At 69.4% G+C, this 14,200-nt stretch carries 16 protein-coding genes; 10 read left to right on the top strand and 6 right to left on the bottom strand.

The genetic code is table 11. The annotated features are described in order from the left end of the window. Nucleotides 1-77 precede the first annotated feature (77 nt). The 9 genes from MBEBAB_RS04710 to MBEBAB_RS04745 all read left to right on the top strand — a co-directional run bounded on the left by MBEBAB_RS04710 (nucleotide 78) and on the right by MBEBAB_RS04745 (nucleotide 9,705). Nucleotides 78-425 carry a c-type cytochrome gene (locus MBEBAB_RS04710; protein WP_021696793.1) on the top strand — a complete coding sequence of 116 codons (348 nt, stop codon included), beginning with the start codon at nucleotides 78-80 and terminating at the stop codon, nucleotides 423-425. After that, nucleotides 415-1,377 (top strand): cytochrome c oxidase subunit II, encoded by a 963-nt coding sequence (coxB, locus tag MBEBAB_RS04715; protein WP_021696794.1) that lies wholly within the window; start codon nucleotides 415-417, stop codon nucleotides 1,375-1,377. Before MBEBAB_RS04710 ends, coxB begins: the two co-directional genes overlap by 11 nt. Next, the gene (locus MBEBAB_RS04720) at nucleotides 1,374-3,917 is read left to right on the top strand and encodes a cbb3-type cytochrome c oxidase subunit I (protein WP_021696795.1); all 2,544 of its coding nucleotides are present in this window, start codon (nucleotides 1,374-1,376) and stop codon (nucleotides 3,915-3,917) included. The genes coxB and MBEBAB_RS04720 overlap by 4 nt, the downstream gene beginning before the upstream one ends. Continuing rightward, nucleotides 3,914-4,216, top strand: coding sequence for a hypothetical protein (locus MBEBAB_RS04725; RefSeq protein ID WP_021696796.1), 303 nt, complete (start codon nucleotides 3,914-3,916; stop codon nucleotides 4,214-4,216). Before MBEBAB_RS04720 ends, MBEBAB_RS04725 begins: the two co-directional genes overlap by 4 nt. Nucleotides 4,217-4,416: 200 nt before the next feature. After that, a complete protein-coding gene (locus MBEBAB_RS04730; protein ID WP_021696797.1) occupies nucleotides 4,417-5,412 on the top strand; it encodes an SDR family oxidoreductase in 996 nt (331 codons plus the stop codon). Nucleotides 5,413-5,556: 144 nt separating this feature from the next. After that, nucleotides 5,557-8,046, top strand: a complete 2,490-nt coding sequence (locus MBEBAB_RS04735; protein ID WP_021696798.1) for a membrane-bound PQQ-dependent dehydrogenase, glucose/quinate/shikimate family — start codon at nucleotides 5,557-5,559, stop codon at nucleotides 8,044-8,046. A 51-nt stretch (nucleotides 8,047-8,097) separates the two neighbouring features. Further along, the gene (locus MBEBAB_RS04740) at nucleotides 8,098-9,045 is read left to right on the top strand and encodes a bifunctional transcriptional activator/DNA repair enzyme AdaA (protein WP_021696799.1); all 948 of its coding nucleotides are present in this window, start codon (nucleotides 8,098-8,100) and stop codon (nucleotides 9,043-9,045) included. Then, nucleotides 9,045-9,200 (top strand): hypothetical protein, encoded by a 156-nt coding sequence (locus MBEBAB_RS16455; RefSeq protein WP_021696800.1) that lies wholly within the window; start codon nucleotides 9,045-9,047, stop codon nucleotides 9,198-9,200. Before MBEBAB_RS04740 ends, MBEBAB_RS16455 begins: the two co-directional genes overlap by 1 nt. Continuing rightward, on the top strand, nucleotides 9,184-9,705 hold the full coding sequence (locus MBEBAB_RS04745; protein ID WP_021696801.1) for a methylated-DNA--[protein]-cysteine S-methyltransferase: 522 nt from the start codon (nucleotides 9,184-9,186) through the stop codon (nucleotides 9,703-9,705). Before MBEBAB_RS16455 ends, MBEBAB_RS04745 begins: the two co-directional genes overlap by 17 nt. A 24-nt stretch (nucleotides 9,706-9,729) precedes the next feature. Here the strand turns inward: MBEBAB_RS04745 and MBEBAB_RS04750 are convergent, their stop codons facing one another. Next, on the bottom strand, nucleotides 9,730-9,918 hold the full coding sequence (locus tag MBEBAB_RS04750) for a hypothetical protein (RefSeq protein WP_021696802.1): 189 nt from the start codon (nucleotides 9,916-9,918) through the stop codon (nucleotides 9,730-9,732). 68 nt (nucleotides 9,919-9,986) lie between these two features. After that, nucleotides 9,987-10,211, bottom strand: coding sequence for a hypothetical protein (locus MBEBAB_RS16075; RefSeq protein ID WP_148291443.1), 225 nt, complete (start codon nucleotides 10,209-10,211; stop codon nucleotides 9,987-9,989). A gap of 218 nt (nucleotides 10,212-10,429) precedes the next feature. Between MBEBAB_RS16075 and MBEBAB_RS04755 the strand changes: the two genes are divergently transcribed. Beyond that, a complete protein-coding gene (locus tag MBEBAB_RS04755) occupies nucleotides 10,430-11,476 on the top strand; it encodes a cell wall hydrolase (protein WP_231378806.1) in 1,047 nt (348 codons plus the stop codon). A gap of 68 nt (nucleotides 11,477-11,544) precedes the next feature. Here MBEBAB_RS04755 and MBEBAB_RS04760 read toward each other — a convergent pair whose 3' ends face one another. The 4 genes from MBEBAB_RS04760 to MBEBAB_RS15595 form a co-directional block, all read right to left on the bottom strand. After that, nucleotides 11,545-11,796 (bottom strand): hypothetical protein, encoded by a 252-nt coding sequence (locus MBEBAB_RS04760; RefSeq protein ID WP_021696804.1) that lies wholly within the window; start codon nucleotides 11,794-11,796, stop codon nucleotides 11,545-11,547. Nucleotides 11,797-11,846: 50 nt separating this feature from the next. Then, nucleotides 11,847-12,689, bottom strand: a complete 843-nt coding sequence (locus tag MBEBAB_RS04765; protein WP_021696805.1) for a hypothetical protein — start codon at nucleotides 12,687-12,689, stop codon at nucleotides 11,847-11,849. 527 nt (nucleotides 12,690-13,216) lie between these two features. Beyond that, on the bottom strand, nucleotides 13,217-14,056 hold the full coding sequence (gene nadC, locus MBEBAB_RS04770; RefSeq protein WP_021696806.1) for a carboxylating nicotinate-nucleotide diphosphorylase: 840 nt from the start codon (nucleotides 14,054-14,056) through the stop codon (nucleotides 13,217-13,219). Further along, complete coding sequence (locus tag MBEBAB_RS15595; protein ID WP_306301990.1) at nucleotides 14,053-14,190, bottom strand: hypothetical protein; 138 nt, start codon at nucleotides 14,188-14,190, stop codon at nucleotides 14,053-14,055. Before MBEBAB_RS15595 ends, nadC begins: the two co-directional genes overlap by 4 nt. Between the last annotated feature and the right edge of the window lie 10 nt (nucleotides 14,191-14,200).

Consider the following 14,200-nt stretch of genomic DNA (forward strand, 5'->3'; position numbering starts at 1 on the left):
GGTTCCGGTCCTGATGAGACGGAACCCATGCGGCCAAGCTGGGTTAGGTCTGGATGAACGGAACGGGGGCGACGGGCATGGTCTTGATGGCGCTGGCGCTGGCGGCGTGTTCGGGCGCGGGCGAGACCCGGACGCGGGCCGTGCCGTCGGGCGATCCCGAGCGGGGGCTTCGGATCATGAACGAGGTCGGCTGCGGATCGTGTCACGCCATTCCGGGGATCGACTGGCCGCAGGGTCGGGTGGGTCCGCCGCTGTCGGGGATGGGCGGCCGGGCGCTGATCGGATCGGGCCTGCCGAACCGACCCGAGACCCTGATCCCCTATCTGATGAACGCGCCCGTCGCGGACCCCGGGTCGGCCATGCCGCCCATGCCAATCAGCGAGGAGGAGGCCCGTGACATCGCCGCCTATCTCTATGAGCACTGAGGCCTTCGCGGGATGGCCGCCGCCGGCCCTGACCTCGGCGGGGCCGTTCGCCGCGCCGCTGGTGACCCTGTCGTGGGGCGTGTTCGCCATGGCGGCGGTGGTGCTGCTGATCGTGATCGCGGCGCTGGTGCTGGCCCTGTTCGGGCGTGAGGACCTGAAGGCGAAGATTGGTAATCAACGGTTGATCTGGTACGCCGGGCTGGCCTTTCCGGTGGTGGTTCTGAGCGCCTTGCTGATCTGGGGCCTGTCCCTGACCTCGGCCCTGACCGGAGAGCCCGAGCCGGGCGAGATGCGGGTGCGCGTCACCGGCGAGATGTGGTGGTGGCGTGTGGCCTATCTTAACCCCGAGGGCGGGGAGGCGGGCGCGGTCCAGTCGGCCAACGAGGTGCGCATCCCGGTGGGCGAGCCGGTGACCTTCGAACTGGAGTCCGCCGACGTGATCCACAGCTTCTGGGTCCCCCGTCTGGGCCCCAAGCTGGACATGATCCCGGGTCGGACGAATATCCTTAGACTTCAAGCCGATGAAGCTGGAACTTACGGCGGACAATGCGCTGAATATTGCGGCGGGCCGCATGCCCTGATGGGGCTGGTGGTGGTGGCCATGCCGCGCGACGAGTTCGACGCCTGGATGGCGGAGCAGGGCGAGGCGGCGGCGGCGCCGACCGATGCGCTGGCGGCTCAGGGACTGGAGGTGTTCCAGGACAACGGCTGCGGCGCCTGTCACGTGGTGCGCGGGGCGCCGGGCGCCTCGGGACTGGCGGGGCCGGACCTGACCCATGTGGGCAGCCGGCGGACCATCGGGGCCGGAATCCTGCCCAATAATCGCGGCACGCTGGCGGGGTGGATCGCGGACAGCCAGGGCATCAAGCCGGGCAACCGCATGCCGTCCTACACCACCCTGTCGGGCGACGAGCTGCAGGCGGTGGCGGCCTATCTGGACGGGCTGGAATGAAGTCCGAGACCGGGTTCGACCACAAGCTTTATGAGCGCTTCCCCACCGAGGGCGAGCGGCCGGAAGGCGAGCTGGAGGCGCTGGAGAAGGTCTGGTGCGGGCCGAAAGGCTGGGGCTGGTTCACGGCGATCAACAACAACTATGTGGGCATCCTGTTCATCGGGGCGGCCTTCCTGTTCTTCACCCTGGCGGGAATCCTGGCGCTGGTGATGCGCACCCAGCTGGCCGTGCCCGACGCCGGGTTCGTGGGCGTGGACACCTACAACCAGCTGTTCACCATGCACGGGACCATCATGATGTTCCTGTTCGCGGTGCCCATGGTGGAGGCGCTGGCGGTGCTGCTGCTGCCGCAGGTGCTGGGGGCGCGGGACCTGCCGTTCCCGAGGCTGGGGGCCTACGCCCTGTGGGCCTATCTGGTGGGCGGGCTGATCTTCTTCTGCTCGATCTTCTTCAGCCTGGCGCCGGACGGGGGGTGGTTCATGTATCCGCCCCTGACCAGCAAGACCTATTCGCCCGGCATCAACGCCGACTTCTGGCTGCTGGGCATCGGCTTCATTGAGATCTCGGCCATCGCGGGGGCCATCGAGATCATCGTCGGGGTGATGCGCACCCGGGCCCCGGGGATGACGCTGGCGAAGATGCCGATCTTCGCCTGGGCCATGCTGATCTTTGCGGTGATGATCATCATCGCCTTCCCGTCGGTGATCCTGGCCACCACCCTGATGGAGCTGGAGCGGCTGTTCGACTGGCCGTTCTTCGACGCGGCGCGGGGCGGCGACCCCCTGCTGTGGCAGCACCTGTTCTGGTTCTTCGGCCACCCGGAGGTCTACATCATCTTCCTGCCCGCGGCGGGGGCCATGTCGACCATGATCCCGGTCATCGCGCGGCACCGGCTGGTGGGGCATCCGCTGGTGGTGATGGCCATGCTGGCCACCGGCTTCATCAGCTTCGGGGTGTGGTCGCACCACATGTTCACCACCGGCATGCCGACCATGTCCGTGGGCTTCTTCTCGGCCGCGTCCATGGCGGTGAGTCTGCCGGCGGGGGTGCAGGTGTTCGCCTGGATCGCCACCATGGCGGCGGGCAAGATGCGCTTCAACGTGCCCGGCCTGTTCATCCTGGGGGGGCTGCTGATCTTCGTGATGGGCGGGCTGACCGGGGTGATGGTGGCCATGGCGCCCTTCGACTGGGTGGTGCACGACACCTACTTCATCGTGGCGCACCTGCACTATGTGCTGATCGGCGGGATGGTGTTCCCGGTGTTCGCGGCCATCTATTACTGGACGCCGTTCGCGGGAAGGCGGCGCCTGTCGGAGCGGACGGGGAAGATCGCCTTCTGGCTGATGTTCACCGGCATGCATGTGACCTTCCTGCCCATGCACCTGACCGGGCTGATGGGCATGCCGCGACGGGTGTTCACCTATCTGCCGGACCGGGGACTGGATCTGGTCAATCTGATCTCCACCGTGGGCGCGTTCCTGTTCGCCCTGGGCGTGCTGGCGGTGATCATCGATCTGGTGCGGAATTTCCGCCCGGCAACCGAGGGCAATGCGGGCAATGTGTTCGATTCCCCCGGACTGGAGTGGCTGCCCAGCGGGCTGTACTCGACCCGCTCGATCCCGGTGGTGAAGAGTCTGTATCCGCTGTGGGACAATCCCGAGCTGATGCGTGAGGTCAAGGAGGGGCGCTATTTCCTGCCCGGCACAGCGACCGGCGAGCGCGAGACCCTGATCACCAGCCCCCTGAACGCCGAGCCGCAATATGTGGCGCGCATGCCCACGCCGTCGCCCTGGCACTTCTGGGGGGCGATCTTCACGGCGGTGTTCTTCATGCTGCTGGTGCCCAGCGCCTATGGCCCCGCGGCCGTGGCGGGGGTGATCGCGGTGGTCTGCCTGATGGGCTGGGCCTGGAAGCTGGACGAGCCCATGAGCGCGGAGACCGTGGACGTGGGGGCGGGCATCCGCCTGCCGACCTATGGGGTGGGATCCACCAGTCACGGCTGGTGGGCCATGACCATCCTGCTGTTCGTGGCCGGGGTGGTCGCGGCCATGAGCATGTTCTCGTACGTGTTCCTGTGGAGCCGCAGGCCGGACACGTGGATCGACCCGCCGGCGATGTGGAGCCTGATCGTGGTGGTGGGCGGATATGTCCTGTCCATCGCCCTGATGCTGGGCGCGCGCAAGGTGGTGCGGCTGGACCGGCCCCGGATGGCCATGATCGCCACGGGCATGGTGGTGCTGGCCTGGGCGGCGATGGCGGCGGCGTGGCGGATCGACTGGGTCACCTGGAGCGGGGCGGGGCTGGACCCCACCCGCAGCGGGCAGGGGGCGACGGTGTTCAGCTTCATCGGCTGGCAGGGCTTCTATGTGATCGTGTGCGCCCTGATGACGCTGTATGTGGTCATGCGCTGGCTGCGCGGGCGGGTCAGCCCGGCGCGGCCGACCAGCTATGATGTGATCACCCTGTTCTTCGTGTTCGTGGCCGCACAGGCGGGGCTGGCGGCGCTGCTGACGCGGCTGTTCCCGGGCGTGGTTCTGTGAAGCGCTGGGGCTACATCCTGGGCGGGCTGATCGTGTGGACGGTCCATTTCCTGGGCGTCTATGTGATCGCCAGCATTGCTGACGTGGTCGCCGACGACGGGCACCCGCTGTCGCGCGCGGCGGTGGGCGTGTTCACCTTGGCGTGCCTGATCGTGGCGGGAGGGCTGACGGTGGTGGCCGCCCGGCGCTGGCGGCGCGGCGGCGGCGAGATGGGCTTCGAGAACGCCATCGCCGCCACGGGCGGGGCGATCTCGGCGATCTCGATCCTGTGGCAGGGGCTGCCGGCGGTGGTGGGGTAGTCCAATCGCCCGCTCACCCCAGCGAAGGCTGGGGTCCAGATGCCGCTCTCGGTCGGGAGCGGGTCGGGGAAAACGGCGGGTGTGACCCTTTAGATATCCGACCTGTGATCTGGACCCCAGCCTTCGCTGGGGTGAGCGGTGGGGGGAACAACCCGCGCTCCCAATCGATTGTCCCGTGACCCAATCAGAAGGAGCCGGACATGGATCGTACGGAGCAATTCGAGCGCGAGGGCGACAAGGCCGCGGCGCAGGGGCGCGACATCCAGGCGCCGATCGATGCGACGGAGGCGAAGGACTCCGGGAGCAGCAAAGACGACAAGGCGATGCAGGCGGGCGCTCGGGAATACCCCGCGCCGCCGTTCCCCAAGCAGCATCAGAAGAAGCCGGGCGAGGAATACCGGCTGGACCCGGCGCCCATGTATGACGCGCCGTTCTGGAAGGGTTCGGGCAAGCTGGAGGGCTTCGCGGCCCTGATCACCGGCGCCGACAGCGGCATCGGCCGGGCGGTGGCGGTGCTGTTCGCGCGCGAGGGCGCGGACATTGTCATCTGCCATCTGGACGAGGACCGCGACGCCGAGGAGACCAAGAAGGCCGTGGAGGCCGAGGGCCGGCGCGCGATCATTCTGGCCGGGGACGTGGCCGACCCAGCCTTTGCGAAGATGGCGGTGGCCGAGACGCTGAAGGCGTTCGGGCGGCTGGACGTGCTGGTCAACAATGCGGCGTTCCAGCAGCACGTGCCGGACTTCGCCGACATCACGGTTGAGCAGTTCGACCGGACCATGAAGACCAATCTGTACGGCTATTTCCACATGGCCCAGGCGGCGGTTCCGCACATGAAGCCGGGCGGGGCCATCGTCATGACCGGCTCGGTCACCGGCATCATGGGCAATGAGATGCTGCTGGACTATTCGCTGACCAAGGGCGGCATCCACGCCTTCGCCCGGTCGCTGGGCGCCCATCTGGCGCCCAAGGGCATCCGCGTGAACGTGGTGGCGCCGGGGCCGGTGTGGACGCCCCTGAACCCGGCCGACCGGGACGCGGAGGGCGTCAGCGAGTTCGGATCGGGCACCGTCATGGGCCGCCCGGCCCAGCCGGAAGAGATCGCCCCGGCCTATGTGTTTCTGGCCTCGCCCCAGTGCTCCAGCTACATCACCGGCGAGGTGCTGCCGATCATCGGGGGGTATGGCGGGGGCTGAGGATTTCATCCTCCCTCAAACACCGGGTTTGAGGCCGGCCCCCTCCACCATCCTTTGGATGGTCCCCCTCCCCCGATGGGGGAGGATCAGGAACCACCTTTGCCGTGACGTGTTCGCCTTTGAGGCGACCGAAGGGGTTTGGACATGTTTGGACGGGAAAGACTGGGCGCGGGCGACTGGGCGGTGATGGCTCTGGGCGTGTTGTTCGGGCTGATCGGGGTGGTTCTGACCATCGGCGGCGGCTGGCTGATCGCCGTGGGCGGCAGCTGGTACTATCTGCTGGCGGGGCTGGGCCTGATCGCCACCGGGGCGCTGCTGTTCGTGCGGCGGATGGAGGCCTTCTGGCTGTATCTGCTGGTCTTCGTCCTCACCGTGATCTGGGCCCTGTTCGAGGTCGGCCTGAACGGCTGGGCTCTGGTGCCGCGCGTGTTCGCGCCCTTCGTCCTGCTGCTTCTGGTCATCGCCTCGATCCCGGTGCTGGCGCCCGCGCGCAACCGCTGGGTCACGCCCTGGAGCGGGCGGGTCAGCGGCAAGCCGCTGATGCTGGCCGGGTTCGGGGGCGCGGCGGTGTTCGCCCTGGTCGCGGGCGTGGCGGTGGCGGCGGCCAACCGGTTCGAGGTCGAGCGCGCCCTGCCCGCAGGCGGGTTCAGCGCGCCCGAACGGATTTCTGACTTCCAGACCGGCGCCGACTGGCCCGCCTATGGCGGCACCCGGGGCGCCCAGCGCTACACCACCCTGACCCAGATCAATCGCGACAATGTGGGCGAGCTGGAGCGGGTCTGGGAATTCAACACCGGCGACATCCCCGAGAAATTCGGCGCCGAGACCACGCCCCTGAAGGTGGGCGACACCCTCTATCTGTGCTCGGCCATGAACGTGCTGATCGCGCTGGACGCGGCCAGCGGGCTGGAGAAGTGGCGCTATGATCCGGAGGTGTCGGACGACGCCATCCCCTATACGGCCGCCTGCCGGGGCGTGGCCTATCACGCCATGACCGAGACGGCGCCGGAAGGCGAGACGACGACCTCCGTCGGCGACGCGGCCCTGACGCAACGGGCCCGGCTGGAGCCCTGCGCCACGCGGATCGTGGAAGGCACCCTGGACGGACGGCTGATCGCGGTGGACGCGCGCACCGGCGTGCCCTGCGCCGACTTCGGCCAGAACGGCGCCGTGGACATCAAGGCGGGCATGGGGGACGTGATCCCGGGCATGGTGTCCATCACCTCGCCCCCCGTGATCGTCAACGGGGTGATCATCACCGGCCACCAGGTGCTGGACGGCCAGTACCGCCGCGCGCCGTCGGGCGTGATCCAGGGCTTTGACGTGGTCACCGGCGAACTGCGGTGGGCCTGGGACATGATGCGTCCCGACGAAACCGGCATGCCGCCCGAGGGCGAGACCTTCACCCGGGGCACACCCAACATGTGGACCATGGCCACGGGCGACGACGAACTGGGGCTGGTCTATCTGCCCATGGGCAATTCGGCGGCGGACTATTACTCCAGCGACCGGGCGCCGGCGGAGAATGAATACGCCACCTCGCTGGTGGCGCTGGATGCGGCGACGGGACGGCCCGTCTGGCATTTCCAGACCGTGCACATGGACGTGTGGGACTATGACCTGGGCAGCCAGGCGACCCTGATCGACTTTCCGTCCAACGGGACGACGGTGCCGGCCCTGATCCTGCCGTCCAAGCAGGGCGACATGTATATCCTGGACCGGCGCACCGGCAGGCACCTGACGCCGATCGAGAACCGCCCGGCGCCGCAGGGCGGCGTGGAGCCGGATCAGCGCACGGCGACCCAGCCGTACAGCCTGTTCCACACCCTGGCGCGGCCTGACGATCTGACCGAGCGGGACATGTGGGGCATGTCGCCCATCGACCAGATGATCTGCCGGATCAATTTCCGCCGCGCCGCCTATGACGGCATGTACACCCCGCCCACCTCGGACCGGCGCTGGATTCAGTATCCGGGCTACAACGGCGGGTCGGACTGGGGCGGCGTCGCGTTCGACCCGGACCGGGGCGTGATCATCGCCAACTACAACGACATGCCCAACTACAACCGGCTGGTGCCGCGCGAGGAAGCCGATGCGCGGGGCTGGTACCCGCGCGGCGACGCCCGGGCCGACACCGGCGGGGCCGAGGGCGCGGGCGACCCGCAGGTGGGCGTGCCCTACGCCATCGACGTGAACGCGGGCTGGCGCATGCCCTTCACCGGCATGCTGTGCAAGGAGCCTCCCTACGGCGGCATCCGGGCCATCGACATCCGCACCGGCGAGACCATCTGGGATCGTCCGCTGGGCACGGCGCGCAAGAACGGGCCGTTCGGGATACCGTCCATGCTGCCGCTGAACATCGGCACGCCGAACAACGGCGGGTCGGTGGTGACGGCCTCGGGCCTGATCTTCATCGCCGCGGCCACCGACGACCTGATCCGGGCCATCGACATGGAGACCGGCGAGACGGTGTGGCAGGACGTCCTGCCTGCCGGCGGCCAGGCCAACCCCATGATCTATGAGCAGGGCGGACGCCAGTTCCTGGTCATCATGGCGGGCGGGCACCACTTCATGGAGACGCCGGCTGGTGATGCGGTGATCGCCTATGCCTTGCCGCAGCGCGACGCGGGGTAGGAGTCCGAAAACCGCGAGACAGGATCGCGGCGCAGGCGCATTCTGCGCGGCATGGAACTGGATCAGGACGCCTGTTATCGCGCCGTCGTCGCCCGGGACGCCCGCTTCGACGGGAAGATCTTCGGCGGGGTGAAGACGACGGGGATCTATTGCCGCCCGATCTGTCCGGCGCGGACGCCGAAGCGTGAGAACATCCGCTTCTACCGCTCGGCGGCGGAGGCGGAGGAGGCGGGGTTCCGGCCTTGCCTGCGCTGCCGGCCCGAGACGGCCCCGGACATGGGGGCGTGGCGGGGCACCTCGAACACCGTCAGCCGGGGGCTGGCCCTGATCGAGGCGGGGGCTCTGGATGGGGGCGACGTGGAGGCCCTGGCCGGGCGGCTGGGGGTGGGCGAGCGCCAGCTGCGCCGCCTGTTCCGCCAGCATCTGGGCGCCGCGCCGGTCAGCGTGGCCCAGACCCGGCGGGTGCTGCTGGCCAAGCAGCTGGTTCAGGAAACGCGCATGCCCATGGCCGAGGTCGCCATGGCGGCGGGCTTCGGCAGCGTGCGGCGGTTCAACGAGACCTTCCAGCGGCTGTACCGCCGTCCGCCCTCCGCCCTGCGGCGGGGCACGGCGCCCGATGCGGCGCCGGGGGAGGGGGTGCGGCTGATGCTGGCCTACCGCCCGCCCTATGACTGGGACGGGATGCTTGCGGCCCTGGCGGCGCGGGCCGCGCCGCTGGAGCGGGTCGAGGGCGGACGCTGGATGCGCGAGATCGAGGGCGGCGGGGCGGTGACGGTGGAACCCGCCGGGCGCGACCGGCTGGCGGTGCATGTGTCGATTCCGGACATCACGGGCCTGCCCGGGGTGCTGGCGCGGGTGCGTCGGGTGTTCGACCTGACCGCCGACCCGGCCATGATCGCGGCCCACCTGTCCGCCGATCCGGCGCTGGCGCCGCTGGTGAGCCGGCGCCCGGGGCTGCGGCTGGTCGGGGACTGGCAGGTGGATGATCCGGGCGCCTGATGAGCGACCGGCTGGATGACGCGGACGAACGGATTGCGGCCCGGGCCGAAGGCTGGCGGCCCTGGCGGGCTTATGGCGCGGCGCACCTCAGGACCGAGGGCCTGGGCGTGGCGGCGTTGATCGAACAGGAGACGAGACATGACCAGGCGGCCTGAGACCTTTCAGCTGGACCGGATCGCCACCCCGCTGGGCGAGGTGCTGGTGGTGTTCGACGGGGAGGGCGTGGTGCGCGCCTTCGACTTCGCGGACTACGAAGAGCGCATGCGGCGCCTGCTGCGCCTGCACTACGGAACGGTGATCCTGGAGGCCGGCGCCGCGCCGGCGGGGGTGCGCGAGGCGGTGACGGACTATTTCGGCGGGGAAGTGGAGGCGCTGAAGCGAATCCCCTGGGCCACCGGAGGCACGGCGTTCCAGCGGCGGGTGTGGCAGGCCCTGACCGAGATTCCGGCCGGGCGCACCGAGACCTATGGCCAGCTGGCGGCGCGCATCGGCGCGCCCACGGCGGTGCGGGCCGTGGGCCTGGCCAACGGGGCCAACCCCGTGGGCGTCATCGTGCCCTGCCACCGGGTGGTGGGGTCATCGGGCAAGCTGACCGGCTATGCGGGCGGGCTGGAGCGCAAGAAGTGGCTTCTGGAGCATGAGGGCGCGCTGAAGGTCTGACAGCGCGCCCGTCCCGCTTTGACCCTAGTCCGGTTCGCCCTGACTGCGGGACACCACCGCACCGGCCGCCCCGCCGACGGCGGCGCCAACGGGACCGGCGACGACCGCGCCGGTGATGGCGCCGGTGGCGGCGCGCTGCTGCATGTTGGCGCCGCAGGCGGCCAGGCCGGCGACGCCGGCGGACAGGATCAGAATACGAGTGAGACGACGCATGGCTATTCTCCAGCTTAACCGTTGGCTAACGCTCTTGCCGACCCCCGGTTCCAAACGGAGGGGGTCTTTCAAGATGTATCACCGGCGGTAGCGGCGAGAATGACTATTTCGCGGGGCGAGTGCCGCATTTCTGCATTTGGTTCGGTCATATTGATGACCATATGAGATGAGCCAATACCATCCAGACAAGATGAGTGACGATCATCATGGATCTGATGGCTTGGATCATCTCTATGATGTTCGGGTGGTGCGACGAAATGTTGCGCTGCACAGGGCGATTGCGAATCGGCCACATTGAAGTCATATTCCGATGGCTTAAGCGCCCTGCGTCGGTCACGGGAAGTTGACCGGCGGCTATGCCCCTGCGTACCGGCGCCGATCTTGCGTCGAGGGGGCCAGACTGCCTGGGGGCGCAATCCTGCCCCTGTCACTCAGGACTGCATCCTTGTCGAATTCCTCACGGAAGCCCACGACCACGCCCAATTCTCCGTCTGCCATCCGTGCGCCGCAGATGCGCCCGATGACCGCGGCGGCCGCCCTGGGCGGTCTGGTGGGCCTGGCCATCGGCTGCGCCTATCTGGGTGGAACCGTCGCCAAGGCGACCACCACGCGGGTGCAGGCCGAGCGAATCGCGGGCGCCACCGCCGTGGGATTCACCGAAGAGGCGCTGTCGGCCGCAGCGGGGGGGCTGGACGCCAGCGCCCTGACCATCGCGCGACGGCACGACCCCTACACCGTGGCCGGTTCGGCCCAGCGTGACCGCCAATCCGAAATGCTCACCGCCCGGCTGGAAAGCCTGCGCGCCACTTCCAGCACCGATGCGGGTCTTCGCCGCGTCAGCATGACCGGGCCCGCGGCCCAGCCGTTCCGCCTGGCCGGCGCCCTGGACGCCTCGCGCGATCTCGAGTGCCTGACCCAGGCCGTCTATTATGAAGCCCGCGGCGAAGGCCGGGCCGGCATGCAGGCCGTGGCCCAGGTGGTCCTGAACCGCGCCCGTCACGGGGCCTTCCCCAACAGCGTCTGCGGCGTGGTCTATCAGGGCGCGAACCGCTCGACCGGCTGCCAGTTCAGCTTCACCTGCAACGGCGCCATGCGTCGCGGCGTGAACCAGTCGGCCTGGCGCCGGGCCCACGACGTGGCCTCGTCCGCCCTGTCGGGTCAGGTTTACAGCGCCGTCGGCAACGCCACCCATTTCCACACCACGGCCGTGTCGCCGCGCTGGCGTCATTCGCTGGTGCCGGTCGGGCAGGTGGGCAGCCACCTGTTCTATCGCTTCGGCGGCCGCAACGGCTCGTCGGGCGCCTTCACCTATGCGGCGCGCCCGTCCACCGCGTCCGACACCCAGGTGATCCAGGCCAGCCTGGACCCGTCAGAGACGGTCCGTCAGGCGGGCAATGCGGTGGCCTATACGGTGCTGTGGGCCCAGGAGAGCATGGCCGAGCGGGAGACGCGTCCGGCCGCCGAGCCTGCGACCCAGGAAGCCCCGGCCGCGCCGCGCGCCCAGACCCGCCCGCAAACGGCTCCGGCGCCGACCGCCGAGGAAGACGCCGCCGCCTAGACCGAAATCGGCTCAGTTGGGACCGTCCAACGGAGCTCAGATTTCGGTCGAACTCAACCGATCAGGCTCTAATCCGTCGGCTGGGGCGCTGTCCCCAGCGAGGCGGGCGGGGCGTTGAGACGGGACTTGCCGAAATCATCCTGCTCGTCGGGCGTCTGCGGCTGCGACATGCTTATGCCGCCGTCCGTATTGTTGAAGACCTTGTCTTCCACGGGGACGGCCGAAGCCTGATCGATGGCGGGGCCGGTCTGGCTTTTCTTGCGCTTGAACATGACCTGAAAACCGGCGGCGAGGCCGTCCGGTTCCAGAGCGGCGTTCACCCGGCGTCGAGACCCACGTCCAGCGCCGGGGACGCGCCGGAGGTGACCGGTCAGAGATTCGTCGACGGCGTAGATCCGGACATCACCAGCACCGCGTCGAAGCCGTGGACCAGTCGCGACAGATCGGTCCCGGCGGCGGCCAGGCGGCCGCCCGGGATCAGCGGCCGCAACGGCCGCAGATCGATCAGGGTGAAGGCGTCCGGCAGGGCCTGGCCGATGATCGGCTCCAGTCCCTGTCCGTAGTGACCGGCTTCGCCCGGACGGTAGGTCCAGGCGGTGGGGTCGAAGCCGGCCACCTGCGATCCGGCGCCGGGCAGCACCAGCAGGTGATAAGCCTCGCCGCCAACCGTCGCCGCGATCTCCGGCGCCAGGGTTCCGATGTCGAACACGGCGGTCGGGCTGAGGCCGCGGACCATGTGTCCCGCCCCGAACTTGAACATCACGCGCGGCGCGCGGTCGCGGGCCCGCTCATGGCGCCAGTAGCGCAGCAGGTTGGCCCGGTTGAAGCGGGCGCGCCGCAGGTTCGACTCGTGGCCCTGCTGGCTCACCCACAGCCGGTTGATCTCGAAGGTCTCCTCGAGGGTGTCGAGGATCCAGCCGCTGTCCGCATCGGGATCGGGCCAGGCGGCGCGGACGGCGCGGACCAGCGCCGGGTCGCCGCTGAAGCTGAAGATGAACTGGGGATTGCGGGTCTCTTCGTAGCGGGCCCAGGAGGCGTCGGACGCCGCCTTCAGCTCCGCGAGGGCCGCCGTCGCCGCCGCGGGCTTGGGCGCCTCATGCAGACGGGTGATCAGCCGGCGGTCGCCGCCGACCTCATAGTCCAGACCCCAGAGGAACGGTCCGTCGGGGGAGGCCTGACGTGCCGCGGCCAGCAGTTCAGCTTCCTCGGCCATGCCGAAGAAGGCGACCTGGCGCCCGGATCGGCGAACAGGCGGCGCAGGCCGTCGATCCCGCCGGCGGTTACGGCCGCGTCCAATTCCGCGGCCATGGGCGGAGAAATCTCGACCGCCAGCTTCTCGTAGCCTGCCGGGACGAGGGCCGCGTAGAGCGCCGCGGCCAGCTTCGGGTTTTCGGCGATGCCATGGTCCTCGCCCAGCAGGAAGAACTGGGCCGTCCGGCCTCGCTCGACCAGCAGGTCCCAGGCCGGGCCGGAGAAGCGCGCGCGTCGTAGTCTAGGCGGTGACGGGCGGCGCGGGCGGCCTCGACGAGGCGCTCTTCCAGCGCCGTCGGGGCGGCCGGAGTCTGGGCGGCGGGAGTCTGGGCGCGAACTGACGAGGCGGCCAACGCGGAGGCGGTGGCGCCCAGCACGGCGCGGCGATGGACGGACATGGTTTCACCCTCCCTGAATGATCATTGTTCTGCAGGAGGGGCCGGGCAGTGCAAACGGATGCGCCGGCGGGGATTAAATCGCCGTCAGGTCTCAGGCCGCATCAAGGCCGATATCGAGAGAGGGCGCCGAATGGGTCAGGGCGCCGACCGAGATCACGTCCACGCCGGTGGCGGCGATGGCGGCGACGGTGTCGAGATTGACGCCGCCGGAGGCCTCGAGCACGACTTGCCTCTTCGTCCGCGCGACAGCCGTACGCAGGTCATCCAGGCTGAAATTGTCCAGCATGACCACGTCGGGCCGTTCAGCCAGGGCCTCGTCCAGTTGATGCAGGCCGTCCACCTCCACCTCGATCTTCATCAGGTGCCCGGCGCGGGCGCGGGCGCGGCGGATGGCTTCGCCCACCCCGCCGCAGACGGCGATGTGGTTGTCCTTGATGAGGATGGCGTCATCCAGACCGAAACGGTGGTTCAGCCCGCCGCCCATGGCCACGGCGTGCTTCTCCAGCGCGCGCAGGCCCGGGGTGGTCTTGCGGGTGTCGGCGATGCGGGCCTTGGCGCCGGAAACCGCGTCGACATAGGCGCGGGTCAGGGTGGCGATCCCCGACAGACGCCCCAGCAGGTTCAGGGCCGTGCGCTCGGCCGACAGGATGGCGCGGGCGTCGGCCTCGACCTCGGCCAGCACGGTTCCGGCGGCCACCGTGTCACCATCCTCGACATGGGCGGTGAAGCGGGCTTCGGGATCCAGCGTCGTCATGGCCAGGCGGGCGCAGTTCAGTCCGGCGATGGTCCCGGCCTGGCGCGCGGCGAAGACGGCGGTCCAGCGGGTTCCGGCGGGAATGCAGGCGGCGGCGGTGACGTCGCCCGCCCGGCCCAGATCCTCGGCCAGGGCGGCGCGGACCACCGGTTCGATCAGGATGGGGGGAAGGCTCATTCAGCGGCCATGGCGACGGGTGAGGGGGACAGGGTGATGCGTGTGTGGCGGGCGTGGGAAGCGGCGTCGGGATGGTCGGCGCGGAAGTGGCCGCCCCGGCTTTCACGGCGCTCCAGCGCGGCCTGGGCGATCAGGCGGGCGGTG

The organism is Brevundimonas abyssalis TAR-001 (assembly GCF_000466985.1).
Taxonomy (GTDB): Bacteria; Pseudomonadota; Alphaproteobacteria; order Caulobacterales; family Caulobacteraceae; genus Brevundimonas; species Brevundimonas abyssalis.

Excerpts from the sequence above, each read along its gene's own strand:
- MBEBAB_RS04710 (WP_021696793.1), top strand. The coding sequence starts at position 78 with ATGGTCTTGATGGCGCTGGCGCTGGCGGCGTGTTCGGGCGCGGGCGAG.
- coxB (WP_021696794.1), top strand. The coding sequence starts at position 415 with ATGAGCACTGAGGCCTTCGCGGGATGGCCGCCGCCGGCCCTGACCTCG.
- MBEBAB_RS04720 (WP_021696795.1), top strand. The coding sequence starts at position 1,374 with ATGAAGTCCGAGACCGGGTTCGACCACAAGCTTTATGAGCGCTTCCCC.
- MBEBAB_RS04730 (WP_021696797.1), top strand. The coding sequence starts at position 4,417 with ATGGATCGTACGGAGCAATTCGAGCGCGAGGGCGACAAGGCCGCGGCG.
- MBEBAB_RS04735 (WP_021696798.1), top strand. The coding sequence starts at position 5,557 with ATGTTTGGACGGGAAAGACTGGGCGCGGGCGACTGGGCGGTGATGGCT.
- MBEBAB_RS04740 (WP_021696799.1), top strand. The coding sequence starts at position 8,098 with ATGGAACTGGATCAGGACGCCTGTTATCGCGCCGTCGTCGCCCGGGAC.
- MBEBAB_RS16455 (WP_021696800.1), top strand. The coding sequence starts at position 9,045 with ATGAGCGACCGGCTGGATGACGCGGACGAACGGATTGCGGCCCGGGCC.
- MBEBAB_RS04745 (WP_021696801.1), top strand. The coding sequence starts at position 9,184 with ATGACCAGGCGGCCTGAGACCTTTCAGCTGGACCGGATCGCCACCCCG.
- MBEBAB_RS04750 (WP_021696802.1), bottom strand. The coding sequence starts at position 9,918 with ATGCGTCGTCTCACTCGTATTCTGATCCTGTCCGCCGGCGTCGCCGGC.
- MBEBAB_RS04755 (WP_231378806.1), top strand. The coding sequence starts at position 10,430 with ATGCGCCCGATGACCGCGGCGGCCGCCCTGGGCGGTCTGGTGGGCCTG.
- MBEBAB_RS04765 (WP_021696805.1), bottom strand. The coding sequence starts at position 12,689 with ATGGCCGAGGAAGCTGAACTGCTGGCCGCGGCACGTCAGGCCTCCCCC.
- nadC (WP_021696806.1), bottom strand. The coding sequence starts at position 14,056 with ATGAGCCTTCCCCCCATCCTGATCGAACCGGTGGTCCGCGCCGCCCTG.